22 protein-coding genes and 2 tRNA genes are annotated in these 22,065 nt (G+C 45.6%); 7 read left to right on the plus strand and 17 right to left on the minus strand.

All coding sequences use genetic code 11. The annotated features are described in order from the left end of the window. Window positions 1–44 precede the first annotated feature (44 nt). Window positions 45–581, plus strand: a complete 537-nt coding sequence (locus B2W60_RS08045; protein ID WP_292359882.1) for a glutathione peroxidase — start codon at window positions 45–47, stop codon at window positions 579–581. A 359-nt stretch (window positions 582–940) separates the two neighbouring features. Then, window positions 941–2,737 (plus strand): sensor domain-containing diguanylate cyclase, encoded by a 1,797-nt coding sequence (locus B2W60_RS08050; RefSeq protein ID WP_292359880.1) that lies wholly within the window; start codon window positions 941–943, stop codon window positions 2,735–2,737. A gap of 250 nt (window positions 2,738–2,987) precedes the next feature. Here B2W60_RS08050 and B2W60_RS08055 read toward each other — a convergent pair. From B2W60_RS08055 to B2W60_RS08090, 8 genes are all read right to left on the minus strand, one after another. Next, a tRNA-Arg gene (locus B2W60_RS08055) sits at window positions 2,988–3,064 on the minus strand. A 61-nt stretch (window positions 3,065–3,125) separates the two neighbouring features. Beyond that, window positions 3,126–3,215 (minus strand) — tRNA-Ser (locus B2W60_RS08060). A gap of 54 nt (window positions 3,216–3,269) precedes the next feature. Next, window positions 3,270–3,455: a carbon storage regulator CsrA gene (gene csrA, locus B2W60_RS08065; RefSeq protein WP_014706856.1), complete on the minus strand. Its 186-nt coding sequence runs from the start codon at window positions 3,453–3,455 to the stop codon at window positions 3,270–3,272. 227 nt (window positions 3,456–3,682) lie between these two features. Further along, window positions 3,683–4,903 carry an aspartate kinase gene (locus B2W60_RS08070; RefSeq protein ID WP_292359878.1) on the minus strand — a complete coding sequence of 407 codons (1,221 nt, stop codon included), beginning with the start codon at window positions 4,901–4,903 and terminating at the stop codon, window positions 3,683–3,685. Between the two features lie 3 nt (window positions 4,904–4,906). Then, complete coding sequence (alaS, locus tag B2W60_RS08075; protein WP_292359876.1) at window positions 4,907–7,510, minus strand: alanine--tRNA ligase; 2,604 nt, start codon at window positions 7,508–7,510, stop codon at window positions 4,907–4,909. Further along, on the minus strand, window positions 7,510–7,950 hold the full coding sequence (gene recX / locus B2W60_RS08080) for a recombination regulator RecX (protein ID WP_292359875.1): 441 nt from the start codon (window positions 7,948–7,950) through the stop codon (window positions 7,510–7,512). The genes alaS and recX overlap by 1 nt, the downstream gene beginning before the upstream one ends. Then, entirely contained in the window at window positions 7,947–8,987 is a 1,041-nt protein-coding gene (recA, locus tag B2W60_RS08085; RefSeq protein WP_292359873.1) for a recombinase RecA, read from the minus strand. Before recA ends, recX begins: the two co-directional genes overlap by 4 nt. A gap of 120 nt (window positions 8,988–9,107) precedes the next feature. Beyond that, window positions 9,108–9,620, minus strand: coding sequence for a CinA family protein (locus tag B2W60_RS08090; RefSeq protein WP_292359871.1), 513 nt, complete (start codon window positions 9,618–9,620; stop codon window positions 9,108–9,110). Window positions 9,621–9,636: 16 nt separating this feature from the next. Here B2W60_RS08090 and mutS point away from each other — a divergent pair, with 16 nt between their 5' ends. Then, complete coding sequence (gene mutS, locus B2W60_RS08095; protein ID WP_292359870.1) at window positions 9,637–12,186, plus strand: DNA mismatch repair protein MutS; 2,550 nt, start codon at window positions 9,637–9,639, stop codon at window positions 12,184–12,186. A 6-nt stretch (window positions 12,187–12,192) separates the two neighbouring features. Here mutS and B2W60_RS08100 read toward each other — a convergent pair whose 3' ends face one another. From B2W60_RS08100 to B2W60_RS08110, 3 genes are read right to left on the minus strand one after another with little or no spacing between them, the layout of a single operon-like run. Then, on the minus strand, window positions 12,193–12,468 hold the full coding sequence (locus tag B2W60_RS08100) for a YcgL domain-containing protein (protein WP_292359868.1): 276 nt from the start codon (window positions 12,466–12,468) through the stop codon (window positions 12,193–12,195). A gap of 12 nt (window positions 12,469–12,480) precedes the next feature. Beyond that, window positions 12,481–12,870 (minus strand): VOC family protein, encoded by a 390-nt coding sequence (locus tag B2W60_RS08105; protein WP_292359867.1) that lies wholly within the window; start codon window positions 12,868–12,870, stop codon window positions 12,481–12,483. Window positions 12,871–12,900: 30 nt separating this feature from the next. Continuing rightward, window positions 12,901–13,320 (minus strand): OsmC family protein, encoded by a 420-nt coding sequence (locus B2W60_RS08110; protein WP_292359865.1) that lies wholly within the window; start codon window positions 13,318–13,320, stop codon window positions 12,901–12,903. A gap of 105 nt (window positions 13,321–13,425) precedes the next feature. Between B2W60_RS08110 and crp the strand changes: the two genes are divergently transcribed. After that, the gene (crp, locus tag B2W60_RS08115; protein ID WP_292359863.1) at window positions 13,426–14,115 is read left to right on the plus strand and encodes a cAMP-activated global transcriptional regulator CRP; all 690 of its coding nucleotides are present in this window, start codon (window positions 13,426–13,428) and stop codon (window positions 14,113–14,115) included. Here the strand turns inward: crp and trpC are convergent. The 6 genes from trpC to rpe are packed head-to-tail and all read right to left on the minus strand — an operon-like array spanning window position 14,095 to window position 19,394. Next, on the minus strand, window positions 14,095–14,892 hold the full coding sequence (trpC, locus tag B2W60_RS08120; RefSeq protein WP_292359861.1) for an indole-3-glycerol phosphate synthase TrpC: 798 nt from the start codon (window positions 14,890–14,892) through the stop codon (window positions 14,095–14,097). The genes crp and trpC overlap by 21 nt on opposite strands. Before the next feature lie 10 nt (window positions 14,893–14,902). Then, window positions 14,903–15,931: an anthranilate phosphoribosyltransferase gene (gene trpD / locus B2W60_RS08125; RefSeq protein WP_292359859.1), complete on the minus strand. Its 1,029-nt coding sequence runs from the start codon at window positions 15,929–15,931 to the stop codon at window positions 14,903–14,905. After that, window positions 15,924–16,511: an aminodeoxychorismate/anthranilate synthase component II gene (locus tag B2W60_RS08130; RefSeq protein ID WP_292359857.1), complete on the minus strand. Its 588-nt coding sequence runs from the start codon at window positions 16,509–16,511 to the stop codon at window positions 15,924–15,926. Before B2W60_RS08130 ends, trpD begins: the two co-directional genes overlap by 8 nt. Before the next feature lie 15 nt (window positions 16,512–16,526). After that, window positions 16,527–18,020 (minus strand): anthranilate synthase component I, encoded by a 1,494-nt coding sequence (gene trpE, locus B2W60_RS08135; RefSeq protein ID WP_292359855.1) that lies wholly within the window; start codon window positions 18,018–18,020, stop codon window positions 16,527–16,529. A gap of 9 nt (window positions 18,021–18,029) precedes the next feature. Beyond that, window positions 18,030–18,698 (minus strand): phosphoglycolate phosphatase, encoded by a 669-nt coding sequence (locus tag B2W60_RS08140; RefSeq protein WP_292359854.1) that lies wholly within the window; start codon window positions 18,696–18,698, stop codon window positions 18,030–18,032. Between the two features lie 3 nt (window positions 18,699–18,701). Next, window positions 18,702–19,394 carry a ribulose-phosphate 3-epimerase gene (gene rpe, locus B2W60_RS08145; protein WP_069295252.1) on the minus strand — a complete coding sequence of 231 codons (693 nt, stop codon included), beginning with the start codon at window positions 19,392–19,394 and terminating at the stop codon, window positions 18,702–18,704. Window positions 19,395–19,612: 218 nt separating this feature from the next. Here rpe and B2W60_RS08150 point away from each other — a divergent pair, with 218 nt between their 5' ends. The 3 genes from B2W60_RS08150 (at window position 19,613) to B2W60_RS08160 (ending at window position 21,918) form a co-directional block, all read left to right on the plus strand. Next, window positions 19,613–20,446, plus strand: coding sequence for a DUF3530 family protein (locus tag B2W60_RS08150; protein ID WP_292363846.1), 834 nt, complete (start codon window positions 19,613–19,615; stop codon window positions 20,444–20,446). Continuing rightward, window positions 20,446–21,252 (plus strand): spermidine synthase, encoded by an 807-nt coding sequence (locus B2W60_RS08155; RefSeq protein ID WP_292359848.1) that lies wholly within the window; start codon window positions 20,446–20,448, stop codon window positions 21,250–21,252. Before B2W60_RS08150 ends, B2W60_RS08155 begins: the two co-directional genes overlap by 1 nt. Window positions 21,253–21,414: 162 nt before the next feature. After that, the gene (locus B2W60_RS08160; RefSeq protein WP_292360226.1) at window positions 21,415–21,918 is read left to right on the plus strand and encodes a L,D-transpeptidase family protein; all 504 of its coding nucleotides are present in this window, start codon (window positions 21,415–21,417) and stop codon (window positions 21,916–21,918) included. The last annotated feature ends 147 nt before the right edge of the window (window positions 21,919–22,065 follow it).

Consider the following 22,065-nt stretch of genomic DNA (forward strand, 5'->3'; position numbering starts at 1 on the left):
AGTGGTGACCGAGCTCGACCTACTGATAGCCAAAGGATTTTAAGATGCGTTATATATTATTATTGATATCAAGTTTAATGCTTTCATTTTCGGTTCAGGCAGCAGAATCCTGCCCTGAATTTCTCGACTATGAACTTCCCAAACTGCATTCAAACGAAACCATTAATCTCTGTGAAGTAGCCAATGGAAAACCATTGCTGGTGGTGAACACGGCAAGCCACTGTGGTTATACTCGTCAGTTTGAAGGCCTTGAAGCATTGCATCAGAAGTATCAGCAAAGCGGTTTGATGGTGGTTGGCTTTGCCAGTAATGACTTTAATCAGGAAGCAAAAGACGAGGCCGAAGCTGAGCGGGTTTGCCGGGAAAATTTTGGTGTAACCTTCACCATGATCGCGCCGAGCTTTGTGACGGGTCAGAATGCTAATCCGGTATTTCAGGAAATTAACCAGCAAAGTGAAGAGCCTGGTTGGAATTTCAGTAAATACCTGATTAATGCTGATGGTAAAGTCGTTGCCGCTTTTCCCAGCAAAGTTAAGCCAAGTGATAAGCAAGTGACTGATGCCATTGAGTCATTGCTATAATTCGTAAATATTGGCGATTAAATAACAATAAAGGCTTATTAAAAGTATAAAATTATTTTTGATAAGCCTTTTTTTGTGCAAGGATATGTTGATTTGCCCGCTAACTTGGCTTTACTGAATCATGCTAAACGTGTAATCAGATTGATAGTTTGTCAGATACCTTTGAGTGATTAGGCAACGACCAAAAGCTAGTATCGATATTCCTAATCTAACCTCACTTGTCACGTCGTGTCAGACAATAAATTTTAACTTATCAATCAACGTTAATGCCGACTGGGTATTTTATTAAACTGTGCGCAACTATCCGAATTGCAAAGAGTTTTAGTGTACTTTGATTCTTCACGCGCTATTCTGTCCGTATGACCAAACATATCGATAATTTGTTTTTTAATCGCACGTTTGTAGTGTTTATTCTACTTGTAGTGTGGATCATTGGTGCGTTGAGTTTACGGTTTTTTTACCACCAACAAGTCGCTGGTTATCAAAACCCGATTAATGAGCAAATCAGTCAGCGAGTGAGTATGTTATCCGTGTTGCAAGCCGAGCTGATTGATAAAGAATTTTCTTTTGTAGGAGCCAACCTTAAACAGCTTGCCGCGATGAGCATGGAAGCACCTGAGCAGGTCGCGACTTATGCTGAAAGGTTAACAAATCTGAATCCCACTATATGGCAGCTCTATATCACTGATAACGAAGGGGTAGTTACATTTTCTACCAGTCCAGGATATCAATCACCGATATCGCTCAGAGATTATTTTACTGAGCACACCAAACATGAGCAGACAAAATTTTTCATTTCCTCACCGAGGCAATCCATTATTCAGGAAAGCGCACTCTATATTGCGATGAGTTATCCCATTCGAGATGCTGATGATCAGTTTACCGGTGTGGCGGTGGCAGCCTTGAAAAGTGAAGATCTGACAGCTCAGCTTGGCAATATTACCAAAAACAAAAATATTTCGGCTGTATTGACCGACGAATCGGGCAAACTCATCTGGTCTTCCAGTCTGTACGAAGGGCTGCAAAAAAATGATATTTACAGCCTGTGCAAGGATCATCGATACCTGACATCTACCGAGCTTGGCATACATCGCGTTCAGCTCCAGAATAACGCGCAATGTGATTTTCAATTTCTTAACAAATGGGGAATGTTCTCCATTATTGCTGAAAACCGTGCGTCTGCTGAACAGTCGATAAGACAATATGAACAGCAGATGGTGACCAGAAATTTTATTATCTTGATAGTTTTCACCCTGTTGTTACTTTTTTTAGGTAACCAGTTGCTCAAGCAGATTGAGTCCAGAAAACTGTTGGCGGTGCTTAATCATCGCAATAAAGCCATTATTGATGCGATGCCCGACTTGCTGCTCACCATGAGGGTGGATGGCAAAATAATCGACCATGAAGTAGAGGATAGTTTTCCATTGCTGGTTGATGCGACTAAGTTAAATGGAATGAATATCAGTGAGCTGCTAGATGCCGATCTGGTCGAAAAGAAACTCGCTTTGATGGCTGAAACAATAAACACTGGCGAACCGGCAACGATCGAATATCCGTTGGTATTAGATGGTAAGGAATATTATTTTCTGGAACGGCTAACGGCTCTGGATGATAAGCATGTACTGGCGTTTATTATTGATATCACCAGCAGAAGAGAGGCTGAACTGAAGCTGGAATGGCAGGCATTCCATGATGGACTGACGGGGCTTCCAAATCGTCTGATGTTCTTCGAGTTTTTGAATAAACTGGTACAAAACTATCGGCGTAATAAACGCGAATTTACTATCTTGTTTATTGATTTAAACGGATTTAAAGAAATTAACGATAACTATGGTCATCATGTGGGAGACGAAATCCTTAAACATACTGCCACACAGCTCAGCAGAATCCTGCGTGAAACAGATACTGTGGCCCGACTCGGAGGTGATGAATTTGCAGTCTTATTACCGGAAACCTCACCAAGCCAGGCGCAACGGGTCATTACATCTATTATTGAAACAATCAAACAACCGCTGATTCATAATGGTAAAAGTTTATCAGTCTCGGCGAGTATCGGTATGGCTGCCTGTCCACAGGACGCTACTTCGGCAGACGAACTTTTAAATGCTGCTGATAAGCGGATGTATGAAGTTAAGTCGGCAGAAAACAAACTTTGAAACTCTTGATTACTTATGTATGCAGCCATAACAGTAATTAGAGCTGACAGGTTTTACCCGAACGCATTAGATATGAAAACGAATATCTGATTGTCCAGAAAAAAGCTGTGGTATGCACATATCGGAAAGATGTGATTGTAAAGGTACGCATTCGAGCATATCAAACGAGTAATTTAGAGAAAACCTAAGGACAGAAAACAAAAAAGCAGCTACCAAATTAATGATAACTGCTTGATTGACTTTCAATTTTTGGTGCGCCTGGCACGATTCGAACGTGCGACCGCCTGGTTCGTAGCCAGGTACTCTATCCAGCTGAGCTACAGGCGCTTTAAAGCGTGAAATTGTACTGTTTTTTACTGACTATCACAAGGATAAATTCAGAAAAAAATGGCGGAGAGCGAGGGATTCGAACCCTCGATAGGGGTTAACCTATACGCCCTTAGCAGGGGCGCGCCTTCAGCCACTCGGCCAGCTCTCCATCAAGCCGGCCATTATACCAGCTATGATTCATTTGGCTAGTCGATTTGCTTAATTAACCTGCGTTTGATTGATCTTTTTCTGCCTGGATACGATCGTAGATTTCTTCACGATGAACCGTGACGTCTTTTGGTGCATCAACACCAATTCTGACTTGATTGCCTTTAACACCAAGCACATTTACAACAACATCATCACCAATGATGAGTGACTCTCCAACGCGACGTGTAAGTATTAACATGTTATTCCCCTTGCAGTGTAAATTCTGGCGACGAGCGGAGGAGATTTATTGACTCCTTTCGATGAGCTAGGCCTCGTGCCAGTTCCGTTTATTTCCTTGTGAGAGATCTTCGCCTCTCTTCCTCTATGACAGCGTTGGACAACTAATTATCCATATATCACAAGTGCAAAAAGTATATCAGGATATTAGCACCTTATCGATAGGAAAAACTTCCTGATATCAATGGTTTAGTTGCTCTGTTCAAGCTTGAAAGCCTTGTGTAGCGCTCTGACACCTAGCTCTAAATATTTTTCATCGACAACCACTGAAATCTTGATTTCAGAGGTGGAGATCATGCTGATATTAATATTTTCCTGTGCCAGCGTTTCAAACATGGTGCTGGCAATACCTGCATGTGAACGCATTCCAACACCTACCAGTGAAATTTTGGCAATATGCTCATCGCCTGTAACTTCACGAGCCCCCAGAGAAACCGATGTTTCTTTGAGTAGATTCAATGCCGTTTGATAATCATTACGATGCACTGTGAAAGTAAAGTCTGTAGTTGAGTCATGTCCGGTGTTTTGGATGATCATATCCACTTCAATATTCTGTTTGGCAATTGGCCCCAGAATTTTATGAGCGACACCTGGTTGATCAGGCACGCCCAGAATGGTTAATTTTGCCTCATCGCGATTAAAGGCAATACCCGAAATAAGCGCTTGTTCCATTGAGGGTTCCTCAGAGGTAATTAATGTGCCGCCACCTTCCGTAAAGGATGAAAGTACGCGTAAAGGCACGTTGTATTTTCCAGCAAATTCGACGGAGCGAATTTGCAAAACTTTTGCTCCCAGACTGGCCATTTCAAGCATTTCTTCAAAAGTAATGCGATCCAGTCGGCGGGCTTCCGGGACAACACGTGGATCGGTGGTATACACGCCATCCACATCAGTATAAATCTGACATTCATCTGCTTTCAGGGCGGCAGCTAATGCTACTGCCGTGGTATCAGAACCACCGCGCCCCAAAGTTGTAATGTTGCCTTGTTCATCACAACCTTGAAAACCGGCGACCACAACGACTTTGCCTTCTGCAAGATCCTCACGCATTTTTTCATCATCAATCTGCATGATGCGGGCTTTATTATGCGCATCGTCAGTCAGGATCTTTACTTGAGATCCGGTATAGGATTGTGCGGGCATACCCATTTGTTGCAATGTCATGCTGAGCAGAGCGATAGTGACTTGTTCACCCGTTGACAGCAAAACATCCAGTTCACGTCCTCGCGGATGTGGCGTTATTTCCTTTGCCAAAGCCAGCAAACGGTTGGTTTCGCCACTCATAGCGGATACCACAACGACGATATCATGACCATCTTTGCGATATTGGATAACTTTTTTAGCGACTTCCTGGATACGTTCAACAGAACCTACTGAAGTACCGCCGTATTTTTGTACGATAAGTGCCATGACTTAATTTTCCAGCTTAGATGCCACCCAAGTGGTGACGGAGTCGAGTGCAGCAGTTAATTTTTGTGGTTCGCTACCACCGCCCTGAGCCATATCTGGTCGGCCGCCACCTTTACCACCGACTTGTGCGGCGACATGTGATACCAGATCACCAGCACGAATTTTATCGGTCACATCTTTCGTGACACCGGCAATCAAGGTGATTTTCTCACCTTCTACCGCAGCCAGAATAATGGCGGCGCTACCCAGTTTATTTTTAAGTTGATCAACGGCTTCACGCAGACTTTTAACGTCGGCGCCTTCGAGATTGGCAGCGAGCACTTTGATAGAACCAATCTCCGTTGCTGAAGCAGCTAAATCCGAACCGGCACTGCTGGCCAGTTTTGATTTGAGGGATTCCAGTTCTTTTTCCAGTTGACGAGTGCGTTGCACCAGTTGCTGCGTTTTCTCTTCGACATTCTCTGGTTTGGCTTTGACCAAATCAGTTAGCCGGTTGAGACGGTTTTCAGACTGTTCAATATAGTTCAGTGCCGCTTCACCGGTGACAGCTTCAATACGACGAACCCCTGAAGCGATACCGGTTTCATTGGTGATTTTCAACAGACCAATATCACCCGTGTGACCAACATGTGTGCCACCGCAAAGTTCAACCGAAAATTCACCCATGCTCAGTACCCGAACTTCATCATCATACTTTTCGCCGAACAATGCCATTGCTCCACTTTTACGAGCCTTTTCAATTGGCATAAGGCGCGTTTCAACCGTGTGGTTTACGCGGATGTGCTGATTAACCAGCCGTTCTATTTCACGTAATTGTTCAGCCGAAACCGGTTCAAAATGTGAAAAATCGAAACGCAGTCGTTGTGAATCGACCAACGAACCTTTTTGCGTGACATGTTCACCGAGAATTTTACGCAAAGCAGCATGTAGCAGATGCGTGGCAGAGTGGTTAAGTGCTGTTGCCTGACGGTTATATTCATCTACGTGGGCAATCACCGGCTGACCTACTTCAAAGGTACCATCCTTACATTCACCAATATGTGTAAAGGCTTTGCCCTGTTTGCGTGTGTCTTTAACAATGAAGTGCGCACCAGCCGTGTTGATTTCGCCTTGATCGCCCACCTGACCACCGGATTCGGCATAAAAAGGCGTGTGGTCCAGAACGATAATGCCTTGCTGCCCGGCATGCAGTTTATCGACATTTTCGCCATCAACGAGCAGAGCAGTTATAACACCTTCATTACGCACATGGTCATAACCACAAAAAACGGTTTCGCCATCAATAATCAGTGTTTCGGATAAACCACCACCAAATTGACTGGCACTGCGTGCACGATTACGTTGTGCTTCCATGTGACGTTCAAAACCTGCCACATCAATCGTCAAACCGCGTTCACGGGCGATATCGGCGGTTAAATCAATCGGGAAGCCGTAGGTGTCATACAACAGGAAAATGGTTTCACCAGGAATTTCTTTATCCGCCATTTCGTCAATCGCGTGATCCAGAATTTTCAATCCATTATCCAATGTATCGGCAAAGCGTTCTTCTTCAATTTGCAAAGCCTGTTCAACAATCGCCTGTGCCTTGGAAAGTTCGGGGAAGGCTTCGCCCATTTCATCGACCAATGGCTGAACAAGTTTGTAGAAGAATGCTTCTTTTAACCCAAGCTTATGTCCATGCCGAATGGCGCGACGAATAATACGGCGCAACACATAACCACGACCTTCATTAGATGGTTGCACGCCATCGGTGATCATAAAGGCACAGGAACGAATATGGTCAGCGATAACGCGTAACGAGGTGTTGCTGGAATCAGTGGTTCCCGACAGCTTTTGAATCGCTTTGATCAGATTCTGGAACAGGTCAATGTCGTAATTATTATGTTTATGCTGGAGCACCGCGGCTAAACGTTCCAGACCCATGCCGGTATCCACCGACGGTTTAGGCAGGGGAGTCAGCGTGCCATCAGCAGAACGGTCAAACTGCATAAAGACCAGATTCCAGATCTCGATATAACGATCGCCATCTTCTTCCGGTGTACCAGGAGGGCCGCCAGCTACTTCCGGGCCGTGGTCATAGAATATTTCTGAGCAGGGGCCACATGGACCAGTGTCACCCATTGACCAGAAATTATCTTTAGCACCGATACGGGAGAAGCGTGAAGCATCGACACCAATTTCGTTTAACCAGATATCAGCGGCTTCATCATCTTCCTCAAATACCGTGATCCATAGTTTATCTGCTGGCAGCTGTAATGTTTCAGTCAGAAATTCCCAGGCGTATCGAATCGCTTCACGCTTGAAATAATCACCGAAACTGAAGTTGCCGAGCATTTCAAAGAATGTATGGTGGCGGGCGGTATAACCGACATTTTCAAGATCGTTGTGTTTACCACCGGCACGTACGCAGCGCTGAGTTGTTGTCGCGCGCGTGTACTTTCGGGTTTCCTGACCGAGAAAGACTTCTTTAAACTGAACCATGCCGGCATTGGTAAACAACAATGTCGGGTCATTGGCCGGAATTAATGGGCTACTGGAAACGACTTCGTGACCTTTGTCAGCAAAGAAGTCCAGAAATAATTTGCGTATATCAGCGCTCGTTTTCATTAGTTCAGTTCAAAACTTTCCGTTATTTGTTCATGAGTAAAGCCCCGATATTGTAAAAACCGCATCTGCTTGGCACGGTCTTTATAATCATCGGGACTCTGCTCGCCAAAACGCTTGCACCGAACTTCGATGGCAAGCGCAAACCAATCAGTTTCTGCCTGTTGTATGGTGGAGTTAATCAGTTCATCCGCCACACCTTTTTGTTTCATTTCCTGCCGAATTCGCAACTCACCATAGCCCCGTAGGGCACGGGATCGGATAAACGCTTCGGCAAAACGTTGATCATCCTGCAAGCCACTTTGTTGCAGCTTTTCTAAAGCGGCATGAATTTTATCTGTTTCATGACCGGCTTGTTGAAGTTTTTGCTGTAATTCGGCGGCGCTATGTTCCCGTCTGGCTAAATAACCAATGGCCTGTTCGGTTGCAGAGCGGGATTTCACGCGTCGATTTCATCATCCACAGGGGTTTCAGCGCTTACCTTGATGTTCTTTGGCATCATCACAGCACGAATTTTCGCTTCGATATCCTTCGCCATTTCCGGATGTTCTTTCAGGTAAATACGTACATTGTCTTTACCCTGACCAATTCGATTGCCGTCATAGCTGTACCATGCGCCGGATTTTTCGACGATATTTTCGCTGACACCCAAATCAATCAATTCGCCTTCGCGAGAGATGCCTTCACCATAGAGAATATCGAATTCGACTTGCTTGAACGGCGGAGCGACTTTATTTTTTACGACTTTCACACGGGTTTCGTTGCCCAGAATTTCATCGCCTTTTTTGATCGCGCCAATCCGGCGAATATCCAGTCGGACTGAAGCATAGAACTTAAGCGCATTACCACCGGTAGTTGTTTCAGGATTACCAAACATAACGCCGATTTTCATGCGGATTTGGTTGATGAAGATAACCAGTGTGTTGGAACGTTTGATATTGGCCGTCAGTTTACGTAAAGCCTGAGACATCAAACGGGCTTGAAGCCCCATGTGACTGTCACCCATATCACCTTCGATTTCAGCTTTAGGCGTCAATGCGGCAACTGAATCGACCACGACAATATCAACGGCACCAGAACGGACCAGCATATCGGTGATTTCCAGCGCCTGCTCACCAGTGTCAGGTTGAGAGACCAGCAGATCATCGATATTGACGCCCAGTTTTTCAGCATAAAGGGGATCAAGCGCATGTTCGGCATCGACAAATGCAGCGGTGCCCCCCAGTTTTTGCATTTCGGCAATGGCGTGCAGCGTCAGCGTGGTTTTACCGGAAGATTCCGGGCCGTAGATCTCAACGACACGACCACGTGGTAAACCGCCGATACCCAGGGCAACGTCTAGCCCAATTGAGCCTGTTGAAACCGCATCGATATCACGGTGGGCCGTTCCGTCGCCCAAACGCATTACGGCACCTTTGCCAAATTGTTTTTCGATTTGACCTAAGGCGGCGCCAAGCGCTTTCTTCTTGTTTTCATCCATTTGGTGTGCCCTTTAGCTGATATCAGAAAACTATGGATTATCACACAGATAGCCATGTCTCACCAGCGTCGATTGCGGTTTCAAACAGGCATTTAGTGGATATTAATTTTGTAGTCGGGTTCAGGCGTAATATTCGGTGGAAGCTAATTTTTTCACCAAACCATCAAGTGCGATAAATACGGCCTGGCGGCGAATGAATTCGCGATTGCCGCGCAGATAAAAGGTATTACAAAACACACTTTGTTTATCGGCCCAGGCAAAACAGACGGTTCCAACAGGTTTTTCCTCTGAACCGCCATCGGGGCCAGCAATTCCGCTTATTGCTACAGATATATCGGTATAGAAATTTTGGATGGCACCAGAGGCCATTTCAATCACGGTTTGCTCACTGACAGCACCATATTTTTCAAGCGTACTGAGCTGTACATCAAGATGTTGCTGTTTGATTTGATTGCTGTAGCTGACGATGCCACCTTCAAACCAGGCAGAGCTTCCCGGTAAATCGGTACAACATTTTGCCAGCCAGCCACCGGTACACGACTCGGCGGTGACTAATCGCAGGCCTTTTGATTGAAGCGCCTGTGCCAGTTGCTGGGTAAGCTGATAAAGTGTTGCGTCAGAATAATCTTGCATACGCTAAACTATAAAAATGACCGAAAAAACCAATCATACGCCAATGATGCAGCAATATCTGCGGATCAAGGCTGAACATCCGGAATTATTATTGTTTTATCGAATGGGCGACTTTTATGAGTTGTTTTTCGATGATGCACATAAGGCTGCTGAGCTCCTCGATATCACGCTGACTGCCCGCGGTAATAGTAACGGTGCTCCCATTCCAATGGCGGGTGTGCCTTATCATGCTGCTGAAGGCTATCTGGCCAGATTACTTAAGTCGGGTGTGCCAGTGGCCATTTGCGAGCAGATTGGTGACCCTGCAACGAGTAAAGGTCCGGTTGAACGTAAGGTAGTCAGGGTGTTGACACCCGGTACGTTAACCGATGAAGCCTTACTCGACAGCAAACAAGACAATTTACTGGTGGCGATAGCCCGGCAAAAGGATCAATACGGATTAGCCGTCGCTGAAATCAGCAGTGGTCGTTTTGAAGTTTGTCAGCATGAGTCATTAAATGATCTGCTTGCAGATTTAGCCAGACTGCAACCCGCAGAAATTTTGATTGATGACAGTCATGGCGAATCATTTAATAGCTATAACAAACTACTGCGGTTTGTCCCGGAATGGCATTTTGGTCTGGACGCGGCTCGTCGCCGTTTATGTGAGCATTTTGGAACCACAGACCTGAAAGGGTTTGGCTGTGAGGAGCTGCCGCTGGCCATTATGGCAGCAGGCTGTTTACTGAATTATGCTCAGCAAACGCATCGGACAGCACTGCCGCAATTACGCAAAATCAGTGTGGAAACACCCGTTAATAGCATTCGTATTGATCCGCAGTCCAGACGGAATCTGGAACTGGAACAGAATCTGTCAGGTGGTCGTGAAAATACCTTGTTATCAGTACTCGATAACACTGTTACTCCGATGGGAACACGCTTGCTTCGGCGTTGGTTATTGCAACCCAAACGCGATTTAACGATTTTGCAGCAACGTCAGGAGGCAATTGGCAATCTTATTGAAGCAGATGTCATTGCTTTCGCTCAAACCCTGTTAAAACCGTTGGGTGATATCGAGCGTATTGTGACCCGTTTAGCCCTTTGTAGCGCCCGTCCCAGGGATTTTGTGCAATTAAGACGCATGCTGACTGCGCTGCCGAATCTGCATCTGCATTTATCAGATGTTCAAGCCAGGTTACTGAAACAGATTGATCGGGAATTGGGCACTTTCCCGGAATTACTTGAGCTTTTAAATAAAGCCATTGTTGAAGAACCGCCGGTATTGATTCGCGATGGCGGAGTCATTGCTGAAGGCTACCATGCGGAGTTGGATCGATTACGCAATCTGCATCTGAATGCCAATGATTTTTTGCGTGAACTGGAACAGCGTGAACGGGAACGGACCGGGGTCAGCACCTTAAAAGTCGGTTATAACAAAGTGCATGGCTTTTATATCGAAATCAGCCGTGCCCACAATATTCAATTGCCCGCTGATTATCAGCGTCGGCAAACATTGAAAAATGCTGAGCGTTATATCACAGCTGAATTAAAAACCCATGAAGATCAGGTGCTCAGTGCCAGCGAAAAAGCGTTGGCATTGGAAAAATCTTTATATGAAGAACTCTTTAAACTGATTCATCCTGATCTTGCAGCATTGACCCATTGTGCTGCGGCACTGGCTGAGCTTGATGTTTTGGCAAATCTGGCTGAGCGAGCGCAAACACTCAATTATGTTGCGCCGCAGTTAACCACCGATAAAGGCTTATCGATTCAGGCTGGTCGGCATCCGGTGGTTGAGGCAGTGCAGAAAACCCATTTCTGCCCAAATGATTTGCAATTAAATGAACAGTCGATGCTGGTGATTACCGGACCAAACATGGGCGGTAAATCCACCTATATGCGTCAGACTGCCTTGATAGTTATCATGGCGTATATGGGCAGCTACGTACCGGCGGAATCAGCCAAAATTGGCCAGATAGATCAGATTTTTACCCGTATCGGTGCCAGTGATGATCTGGCGTCAGGTCGTTCCACGTTTATGGTGGAAATGAATGAAGCGGCCAATATTCTGAACAACGCGACGGCACAAAGTCTGGTGTTGATGGATGAAGTGGGGCGTGGGACCAGTACATTCGATGGGCTGGCGCTGGCCTGGAGTTGCGCTGAAAAACTGGTACGGGATATTGGTGCTTATACCTTATTTGCGACACATTATTTCGAGATGACCCAGCTACCAGCGTTATATGGCAAAGCGGCTAATGTGCATTTGGATGCCATTGAACATGGCGACAAAATTGTGTTTTTACATCAATTAAAACCGGGTGCAGCTAATCAGAGTTATGGATTACAGGTTGCACAATTGGCTGGGGTGCCAAACGATGTTATTCAGGCAGCCAAACATAAACTGGCGACGTTAGAGTCACAACGCAGCGTTGGTTCGGAGGGCCAGGAGCTACAACCGCAACAGGATTTATTTGCCCAACCGGATAATGCCGTTTTGATTCATAAAATCGGGCAAATCAATCCGGATGAATTAACACCCAAGGCCGCATTGGAATTACTTTACGAGCTGAAAAAACTGGTTTGACTTAAATTAATGCAGTTGGCCTGTGCGCTCACGATGTAACAATAAATCATTGGTCGGCGGCATTTGTACATGGAAGCCCTGTGTTTCCAGATTATGAATGACTTTATTTACATCTTCTCTAGCCAGCTTTCGCTCCGGGCTAAGCTCGAGTTCCATCACAAATATTGGTTCGTTGCCCATTGACCCATAGAGACTTGGCGGGACTTCTGAAAAATCATCTTTTTTGCTGAGATAAAGATACAGCTCTTCTTTTTTTCGGCTTTTATAGATATAGGCTTTCATAATAACTCTGATTTACGAAATCGGTGGATGATAGATGATCTGCACAACCGTTCCGGCGGGATCAAAACAATAAAAACTGCGGGCACCATCGCGATGGGTGCGAGGTGGCTGGCGCATGGGAACGGCATGATGATCCAGAAAAGCATACCATTCATCAACCTGATCAGGGGTTGGAATGATGAAGCCGATGTGATCCAGGGGCTGAACCGGGGTTTTATTGATATTTTCACCACGGTGCAAGGCCAGGTTATCATTACCTGACGTCAGATACACATTATCTGCATCGGGTCGCCACTCGACTTCCATGCCCAATAAATCCACATAAAACTGTTCACAGGCTTCGAGGTTATCGACGGTTAATGCCACATGGCGTAAACCGCCGGTTCGAGTTGGGCGCTGCATGGTTATGCTCCCTTTTTAAAAATCAAAGAATTACGTTTGTTCAATCACTTCATAGTCGTGAGTGATTTCCGCTGTTTTTGCCAGCATGATTGACGCTGAGCAATATTTTTCGGTCGACAGCTTGACTGCGCGATCCACAAAGTTCTGTTTAAGGTTGCGACCGGTTACCGTGTAATGCACATGAATTTTGGTGAACACTTTGGGGGCTTCAGTACTGCGTTCTGCGGAAACCTCGACCACACAGTCCGTCACATCCTGACGCGATTTTTTCAGAATATCGATAACATCAAATGAGGTGCAGCCGCCCAGACCCAGTAACAATAGCTCCATGGGGCGCATGCCTGTGCCATGGCCACCGGCTTCTTCCGGGCCATCCATTACGATGGTATGGCCGGTACCAGACTCACCGACAAATAAAACATCCTCAACCCACTTTACTCTTGCTTTCATTTAACTCATCCTGCATAAAATACATTTAATAACGTTTAATTTTGCCATATTCATCGGAATTGGGCAGAATTAATCCCTATAAAAATAAAGCTGAGCCTTCATGACATGGATTATTTAAAACATAAAGAAAGAGAAGAGCAGTTGGCAGAATTTTTTAAACACTGTCACAGCAAAGTTTATCCTGCCAAAACGATGCTGGCCCGACCGGGTGATATTCCTGACAAGCTCTATTATATACGCGAAGGCTCTATCAGCATCTGTGTTGAAAATGAAGAAGGTGAGGAATTAATAGTTGCCTACCTTAACCAGGGCGACTTTATCGGTGAAGTGGGGTATTTTCACGATACCATCAACGACCGCATGTCGGTGGTCAAAGCCAGAACCGATTGCCGCACAGAAGAAATCAGTTATCAAACACTGAAAGCGCTTTCCAAAACAGAATTGAAAGGTTGTTATCCGTATTTACTGGAAACGTTGGGTGAGCAGATGTCCAGACGTTTACTGACCACGACCCGTAAAGCCACCAACATGGCGTTTATGGATGTATCGGGCCGGGTAGAAGAAGCCTTGAAAGATCTGGCGGGACAGCCTGATGCCATGCGTCATGAACATGGCCGTCAAATCAAAATCACCCGTCAGGAAGTCAGTCGCATTGTGGGCTGTTCGCGAGAAATGGTCGGTCGGGTGCTTAAAGAATTGCAGGAACGCGGTGTCTTATGGGCTCATGGTAAAACCATGGTGCTATTTGATGAAGAGCATCGCGGCGTTAATGCATTAATTAAAAAGGTTGGCTAGGGCTTCACCCGGTTCATCTGCGCGCATAAAGGCTTCACCCACCAAAAAGCCATTTACTCCGTGCTCACGCATCAAAGCCACATCTGCCTTGCCAAGGATGCCGCTCTCGGTGATCACAATGGTCTCATCCGGAATAAAGTTGAGCAATTTAATAGTGGTCTCTAGCGAGGTTTCAAATGTATGTAAATCCCGGTTATTAATGCCGATTAAGGGCAGATTCAATACCAGTGCCCGATGTAATTCTTCTTCGTTATGCACTTCAACCAGCACATCCATATCCAGCAGAATGGCCAACTGACTCAACTGTTCCAGTTGATCATCATCCAAAGCAGCGACAATCAGTAAAATACAATCCGCACCAATCGCTCTGGCTTCAAATACCTGGTAGGGGTCGATAATAAAATCTTTACGAATAACGGGTAACTGACAGGCCGTTCGCGCCTGTTTGAGATAATCCTCGTGGCCCTGGAAAAAATCCCGATCGGTCAAAACGGATAAACAGGCTGCGCCACCATTTTCATAAGATAACGCAATTTCGGCCGGTTTGAAGTCAGCCCGCAGAACACCTTTACTGGGCGAGGCTTTTTTTATTTCGGCAATAACGGCACTTTGTCCCGCAGCCAGTTTACGTTCAATGGCTTCGACAAAGCCGCGGACCGGGTCAGCATTTTCGGCGAGTTGCTGCAACAGATTAATTGGCAAATGTTTACTGCGTTCAGCAATTTCCTGTTGTTTGCGTTGCAGAATTTTTTTCAGAATATCGGGTGTGTCAGTCATAAACGATCTTTTAAAGTTGGCTGCAGGTGATGAGTGCATCTAGTTTTTGGTGGGCAATACCATTATCGATAAAGTGTTTTGCCTGACGAACGCCTTCAGCAAGGCTGTCAGCCAGATCTGCTGTGTAAATGGCAGCGCCGGCATTCAGCACGACAATATCGCGTGCCGGACCGGGCTCACCGGCAAACACGCGTTTGATAATATCGAGACTTTGCTGTGCATTGGAGACCGTCAGCTGGCTGATATCGGTACGTTGCATGACAAAATCTTCGGGCTTGATAGTGTAGGTGGAAATGACGCCATCTTTGAGTTCAGCGACAAAGGTGTCTGCACCAATACTGATCTCATCCATACCGTCTTCGGCATGCACCACCATTACATGTTTACTGCCCAGTTTTTGTAAAACCTGAGCGATAGGTTCAACCCATTTTTTATCAAACACGCCCATCACCTGATGTTTGGCTTTGGCAGGGTTGGTTAGTGGGCCGAGTAAATTGAAAATGGTGCGTACACCCATTTCACGGCGAGGTCCGACAGTATGTTTCATTGCACCATGATGGCGTTGGGCAAACATAAAACCAACGCCTGTGGTTTCAACGCAATGCGCAACCTGCTCAGGTGTTAATTCCAGATTGACACCGGCCGTTTCCAGTACATCGGCACTGCCGGAAGTACTGCTGACTGAACGATTGCCATGTTTTGCAACTTTGGCACCCGCCGCAGCTACCACAAAGGCACTGGCGGTTGAAACATTAAAACTGCTGGCACCATCTCCACCTGTTCCACAGGTATCAATGACATGTTCACCGGTCACGTTTACTGGCGTGGCTAATTCACGCATCACGGATGCCGCTGCGGCAATTTCAGTAATGGTTTCGCCTTTCATCTGTAAGCCAATTAAAAAGCCACCAATCTGCGCGTCTGTGGCTTTACCGGTCATGATCATTCGCATTGCTGCGGTCATTTGCTGCTCGGACAAATGCTGATGCTGGGTAATAAGTTTTATTGCGGCCTGCATCGTGAACTCAGTATCAACCATGATGTTCATCCAGAAAATTTTTCAATAATTGATGGCCCTGTTCGGTCAGAATGGACTCAGGATGAAACTGCACTCCCTCAATTGGCAGGGTTTTATGCCGGACACCCATGATTTCATCTATGCTGCCATCGGGATTTTCGGTCCAGGCTGTCACCTCAAAACAGTCAGGCAGCGTTTCTTTTTTGATGACCAGAGAGTGATAACGAGTAGCCTGCAACGGATTATTCAGTCCCTGAAACACACCGACATTTTTATGATGTACCGGGGAAGTTTTACCATGCATGATTTCCCGTGCATGGATCACTTCACCACCAAAGGCCTGTCCAATGGCCTGATGTCCGAGACAGACTCCTAAAATGGGTTTTTTTCCGGCGAAATGATGAATAACATCCAGTGAAATGCCCGCTTCATTAGGGGTGCATGGACCTGGCGAAATCACAATAAGCTCAGGGTCAAGTGTTTCTATGTCGTTAATCGTCAGCTTGTCATTACGCTGTACTTCCACCTCAGCACCCAGTTCAGCAAAATACTGCACCAGGTTGTAGGTGAACGAATCATAGTTATCAATCATTAACAGCATAGTCGGTCCTGTTATTTATTCAGTCGGTTTTGGCGGCTCAAGACCCGCCTCTGCCATGGCAACCGCCTTGAATATTGCACGGGCTTTATTCATGGTTTCTTCCCATTCCATTTCCGGAACTGAGTCATAGACGATTCCAGCACCGGCTTGAATGTGCAGTTGTTTATCCTTGATGACGGCGGTGCGGATGGCGATTGCCGTATCCATATTGCCTGCCCAGGACAGATAACCGATTGCCCCCGCATAAACCCCGCGTTTTACCGGCTCGAATTCATCGATTATTTCCATTGCCCTTACTTTCGGTGCACCACTGACCGTTCCGGCAGGGAAGGTGGCTCGGAGGGCGTCCATTGCGGTCATCCCCGGTAATACCTGCCCAGTGACATTGGAAACAATATGCATGACATGCGAATAACGTTCTATTACCATTTTGTCGGTCAGTTTGACGGTACCGGTCTGACTGACACGACCTACATCATTGCGTCCGAGATCAATCAGCATTAAATGTTCAGCCAGCTCTTTCGGATCGTTGAGCAGTTCCTGTTCCAAGGCTTTGTCCTGCTCAGCGTTAGCACCACGACGACGTGTACCGGCAATCGGGCGAACCGTTACCTCATTGTCTTCCATGCGTACCAGAATTTCCGGAGAAGATCCGACAATATGGAAGTCCTCAAGATTCAGGTAATACATATACGGTGATGGATTCAACGTGCGCAAGGCACGGTATAAATCGATCTCCGCAGCATGAAACGGTACAGACAGACGTTGTGACAAGACAACCTGCATGATGTCGCCATCATTTATATATTGTTTGGCCTTGCTGACGGCTTCAATAAAACCATCATGGGTAAAACCGGAAACAAAATCCTGTTCTGAAACCGCATTTTGAGGCCGTTTCTCACTGAACTTGGGAGTGGATTCACGAAGTTTGCGAATCAGTTGATCCAAACGTTCCTGCGCTTTGTCGTAGGCATCAGGAAGCGTTGGATCAGCGTGTACGATCAAAAACAGCCGCCCACTGAGATTATCAAACACCACTAATTCGTCAGACACCATCAGCAGCACATCAGGACAACCCAATGGATCATTCTGCGGTGCATCCCCTAAACGAGTTTCAACATAACGGACTGTGTCATAACCGAAATAGCCAACCAGTCCACCATTAAATTTAGGCAGATGCTCCAGTGAGGGAACATGAAACTTCGACTGAAACTCGGCAATCCATGTTAAGGGATCTTCATGTTGTATCTCATTTATCAGCACATCACGCTGATAGACTTTGATTTGATCACCAAAGACTTTAATCACTGATTCGCAGGGCAGACCAATAATCGAATAACGACCCCATTTTTCGCCCCCATGAACGGACTCAAAGAGATAGGAATAGGGTGCATCTGCCAGTTTAAGATAAGTGCTTAATGGCGTATCTAAATCAGCGAGTACTTCGCGATAGAGAGGGATGCGGTTATAGCCTTCACTGGCCAGTTGGTCGAATTGTGCCTGTTTCATGTCCGGCTTCTAAAAAAGAGTATTTAACTCGGCAAAACTATCAATAACCGCGTCTGGATTAGCAGAGCGGATATCATTCCCGTGGTTGTAACCATAACTCATACAAACAATCTGAAAACCTGCGGCGCGCGATGCTTTGACATCACTTACCGAGTCGCCAATCATCAATGCTCTTCGTGGCTCGATGTTAAAATAACTGGCGGCATAAAGCAGTGGTGCAGGATCCGGTTTTTTCTGCGGTAAGGTATCACCGCTGACAACCAGTTCAAAATAATCATGGATCCCCAGATTATTTAATATCGGTAAAGTAAATTGTTCATCTTTATTTGTTACACAGCCCAGATGTATGCCTTGTTGTTTTAACCATTGCAATCCCTGTTCTACAGCAGGGTATAACTGACTGCGTTTGCTGGTGTTCTCGGCATACAATTCCATAAAGATGGGTGCGGCTTTAGCATAAAGTGCTTCTGCCGGTTCACCATCCAACTGATTTATCAGGGCGCGCTTAATCAGTCTTTCAACACCATTCCCCACCCAGGTTCTGACTTTGGCTTCACCGTGTACGGGCATACCAAGTGTCAGCATAGTCTGATCAGTACACCAGGCCAGATCCGGCACACTGTCAACCAGCGTGCCGTCAAGATCGATGAGTGCCAGATCCGGCTTGATTAAAGCCATTATTTAGATTTTAGCTTGAGCTAATTCTGCACGCAGTGCTGCGATAACGGTTTCGTATTTATTGGGATCGCTGTCCTGAGCTGCACCAAATACTGCTGAACCTGCAACGAATGTACGGGCACCGGCTTCAGCAATTTCACGAATGTTCTGTACGTTTACGCCACCATCGATTTCCAGATCGATGTCGTAACCACTTTCATCAATCATTTTGCGGGCCTGACGGAGTTTTTCCAACGTGTGAGGAATAAATTTCTGGCCGCCAAAACCCGGGTTAACTGACATCAGCAGAATACGATCCACTTTATCCAGAACATGTTCTGCTAAAGTCAGTGGTGTGGCCGGGTTAAATACCAGACCTGCTTTACAGCCTTCGGCTTTAATCAGTTGCAGGCTGCGGTCAATATGCTCGGATGCTTCAGGGTGAAAAGTAATGAAACTGGCGCCCGCTTTAGCAAAATCAGGAATAATGCGATCAACCGGTTTAACCATTAAATGCACGTCAATTTCGGCGGTAACACCGTGTTTGCGCAATGCTTCACAGACTAAAGGTCCGATCGTCAGGTTGGGCACATAATGATTATCCATGACATCAAAATGAACAATGTCAGCACCTGAGGCCAGTACATTTACCACTTCTTCGCCAAGACGGGCAAAGTCAGCGGAGAGGATTGATGGGGCAATTTTGAATTCGGCCATGTCGGATTCTCTCTAAGTTAGTTAAAAATTTACTGTCAAAACCCGTTACTCTACCGCAAAACATGGGTTTTTTCAGCTTTTGAAATTCACTATCGCTGATTATACTGGCGCGAGATGCCTAACCGACACAAATAGGAAAACCGGTGCAAATCCAGAGACGATTATTTCTTACATTATGCATACTTTTTTTAACGAACCCGGCAGCCTATGCTGGAGCTGTGGATGATGCTTCCGCAGAAAAGCCACAAATTTTGCGTCAGGGATCAGTAACAAAAGGTTATGAAGTATTGCCAGTTGGTGAGCAGACTATTGCCGCCGCATATTTATCGCAAACCCTTGGCATACCTCGCGGTGCCGTATTATTGCTACATGATATTAATGAGCATATTGATAGCGCTGCTGTTGGTTTATTAAGACGTCAGCTACCAAGTCATGGCTGGAATACTCTGGCCATTAAGATTATTCGCTTTAGTGAAGATAACGACCAGTCTCAATTGACAGCTGAAACTGAGGCTACAGTGGATCCAGTTGAAGCGGTTCAAACGGCGGAAGTATCAGATGATAATCCTTCCGGTGATGCTGAAGCTCCCGTTGATTCGTTAACAGCGGAGTCATCTGCGGAAATCTATAAAATGGTCACCACAGCTGAGCGAATAGATGCAGCATTACTTAAGTTACAACAAGAGGGCCACGAAAATATCGTGTTGATTGGTCAGGGAGCAGGCGGTCGGCTAGCATTAAAGGCGCTTAATGAAACAGCGGTTCCAGTCACCGCTTTGGTTATGATTAATACTGGAGCGTTATCAGAAGGCATCGGTATTATTGATGTGACCATTCCAACGTTAGAAATTATGGGCAGCAGGCAGAAAGACGAGGTTAAACAAGCCATTCTCCAACGCCGGACACAGATGAAAACCGAACAGAGAACCAATTATCATTTACGACAGATTACTGGAGCGGATCATTATTTCAGTAGTGCGCCTAAACAGTTAACCAACCAGGTTCATGGCTGGTTAGTCAAACAACTGCTGGATGAAGAGGCTTCTCAATAATGCAACTCTATTATGGCGGCTTTGTAGTGTATCAAGCTGCATCTGATGAAGGCATCATTGAAGTCGTTGATATTGGTGATAAAAGATCGTTGCATTTTGGTACCTATCCTCGGCAGAGCAGTATGTCACTGCAATCACCACATCTGCTTGAACTGAGTTACACACGTGCCATGATGGCGGGCTTATTGTTTCAGCCGAAGCCAAGGAATATCTGTGTTATTGGTTTAGGTGGCGGCTCGCTGGTTAAGTTTTTATTACATCATTTTAATGAATGTCAGATTGATGTCATTGAATACCGGCAGGATGTGATTGATGTTGCACAACGTTATTTTAATGTGCCGCATAATGATCCCAGATTGCGAATTCATCATGGTGATGGCTACCAGTTTGTCAGTGACCAGTTTTTCAGTAATGGTGCATTTTATGATTTGCTTTTGGTCGATGCCTATGATCATCTGGGTATGTCTGCCAGCGTTGGTGGTCAGGCCTTTTTTGATGCCTGTGCCGGTGTTTTAAATGATGATGGCCTAATGAGTATTAATTTATGGGGAACTGACCGTCCGGGATTCAGTCAATCGATGCAACGAATTAACCAAAGCTTTGCTGATCAGACCTTGGTGTTGCCAGTTGCTGATAAGGGCAATGTGATTGGTCTGGCCTTGAAACAAAGGTTCAATGTGAGCCAGTTAAAAAGGCATCGTGATCTGGCCGATTCACTGAATCTGCAATTTGATGTTGATTTACCACAATCCCTGCATGATCTGATAAAGCAGAACATTTCATTTTTAAATCGATTATTTCTTTAAAAATATTTATTTACAGGTGATAATTAAGGCGTTTTATGATAAAAATCAGTTCACATCTTTTAGCGGATTAATTGCCCTATGTTCAGGCTGCTTTTCATAGCCCTTTTACTTCACTTCCCAACGGTCACGATGGCGGCATCGGGGGAGATAGAATTGGTTATCGTGCGCTCAGAAAACAAATTATTGGTTAGAAAAGACGATAAAACGTTGCGTAGCTTTAAAGTGGCTTTAGGCAGTGGTGGCCGGCAGCCCAAGATGCAAGAGGGCGATCGCAGAACCCCCAAAGGTCATTATCGGATAAAGGATATTCGCAGTAGTGACCGGTTTTATCTGTTTATGCACCTGGATTATCCAAATATGGATGATGCCAAACAGGCCCTCAAGGAAGGACGCATCACTCGTAAGGAATATCGCCAAATTCTGGCTGCTTTTATCTATAACGAAACGCCACCCCAAAATACGCCTTTAGGTGGGCAGATTGGTATTCATGGAATTGGCGATGAAACGCCTGACAAACTCGATATTCATGAGGTTTCCAATTGGACTCAGGGCTGTATTGCGATGCGCAATGCGGAAGTTCGGGAATTAGCCATGTGGGTAGAAAAAGGTACTCCGGTTATTATCGTTGATTCTTTGGAGTCATTTAAAGCGGCTGTAAACCCCTAATATCACTCCATCATTAATACTTTTTAGAATCCTCAAGATCAATTTTCATTAAATCAAGGCATGGTTCGTCAGCAAACAGCGGTGAGCAAAAGACAAAAATAACAGCCCTGTGTTTGTTACAATAAGCCGTTGATTTTTCGCTGTTGT

The sequence above is a fragment of the Methylophaga sp. UBA2496 genome (assembly GCF_002341635.1).
Classification (GTDB): domain Bacteria; phylum Pseudomonadota; class Gammaproteobacteria; order Nitrosococcales; family Methylophagaceae; genus Methylophaga.

Excerpts from the sequence above, each read along its gene's own strand:
- B2W60_RS08070 (WP_292359878.1), bottom strand. The coding sequence starts at position 4,903 with ATGGCACTTATCGTACAAAAATACGGCGGTACTTCAGTAGGTTCTGTT.
- B2W60_RS08155 (WP_292359848.1), top strand. The coding sequence starts at position 20,446 with ATGCAACTCTATTATGGCGGCTTTGTAGTGTATCAAGCTGCATCTGAT.
- alaS (WP_292359876.1), bottom strand. The coding sequence starts at position 7,510 with ATGAAAACGAGCGCTGATATACGCAAATTATTTCTGGACTTCTTTGCT.
- B2W60_RS08045 (WP_292359882.1), top strand. The coding sequence starts at position 45 with ATGCGTTATATATTATTATTGATATCAAGTTTAATGCTTTCATTTTCG.
- trpE (WP_292359855.1), bottom strand. The coding sequence starts at position 18,020 with ATGAAACAGGCACAATTCGACCAACTGGCCAGTGAAGGCTATAACCGC.
- trpD (WP_292359859.1), bottom strand. The coding sequence starts at position 15,931 with ATGGTTGATACTGAGTTCACGATGCAGGCCGCAATAAAACTTATTACC.
- B2W60_RS08140 (WP_292359854.1), bottom strand. The coding sequence starts at position 18,698 with ATGGCTTTAATCAAGCCGGATCTGGCACTCATCGATCTTGACGGCACG.
- B2W60_RS08050 (WP_292359880.1), top strand. The coding sequence starts at position 941 with ATGACCAAACATATCGATAATTTGTTTTTTAATCGCACGTTTGTAGTG.
- recA (WP_292359873.1), bottom strand. The coding sequence starts at position 8,987 with ATGGATGAAAACAAGAAGAAAGCGCTTGGCGCCGCCTTAGGTCAAATC.
- B2W60_RS08090 (WP_292359871.1), bottom strand. The coding sequence starts at position 9,620 with ATGCAAGATTATTCTGACGCAACACTTTATCAGCTTACCCAGCAACTG.
- B2W60_RS08100 (WP_292359868.1), bottom strand. The coding sequence starts at position 12,468 with ATGAAAGCCTATATCTATAAAAGCCGAAAAAAAGAAGAGCTGTATCTT.
- B2W60_RS08105 (WP_292359867.1), bottom strand. The coding sequence starts at position 12,870 with ATGCAGCGCCCAACTCGAACCGGCGGTTTACGCCATGTGGCATTAACC.
- crp (WP_292359863.1), top strand. The coding sequence starts at position 13,426 with ATGGATTATTTAAAACATAAAGAAAGAGAAGAGCAGTTGGCAGAATTT.
- mutS (WP_292359870.1), top strand. The coding sequence starts at position 9,637 with ATGACCGAAAAAACCAATCATACGCCAATGATGCAGCAATATCTGCGG.
- rpe (WP_069295252.1), bottom strand. The coding sequence starts at position 19,394 with ATGGCCGAATTCAAAATTGCCCCATCAATCCTCTCCGCTGACTTTGCC.
- B2W60_RS08130 (WP_292359857.1), bottom strand. The coding sequence starts at position 16,511 with ATGCTGTTAATGATTGATAACTATGATTCGTTCACCTACAACCTGGTG.
- trpC (WP_292359861.1), bottom strand. The coding sequence starts at position 14,892 with ATGACTGACACACCCGATATTCTGAAAAAAATTCTGCAACGCAAACAA.
- B2W60_RS08110 (WP_292359865.1), bottom strand. The coding sequence starts at position 13,320 with ATGAAAGCAAGAGTAAAGTGGGTTGAGGATGTTTTATTTGTCGGTGAG.
- csrA (WP_014706856.1), bottom strand. The coding sequence starts at position 3,455 with ATGTTAATACTTACACGTCGCGTTGGAGAGTCACTCATCATTGGTGAT.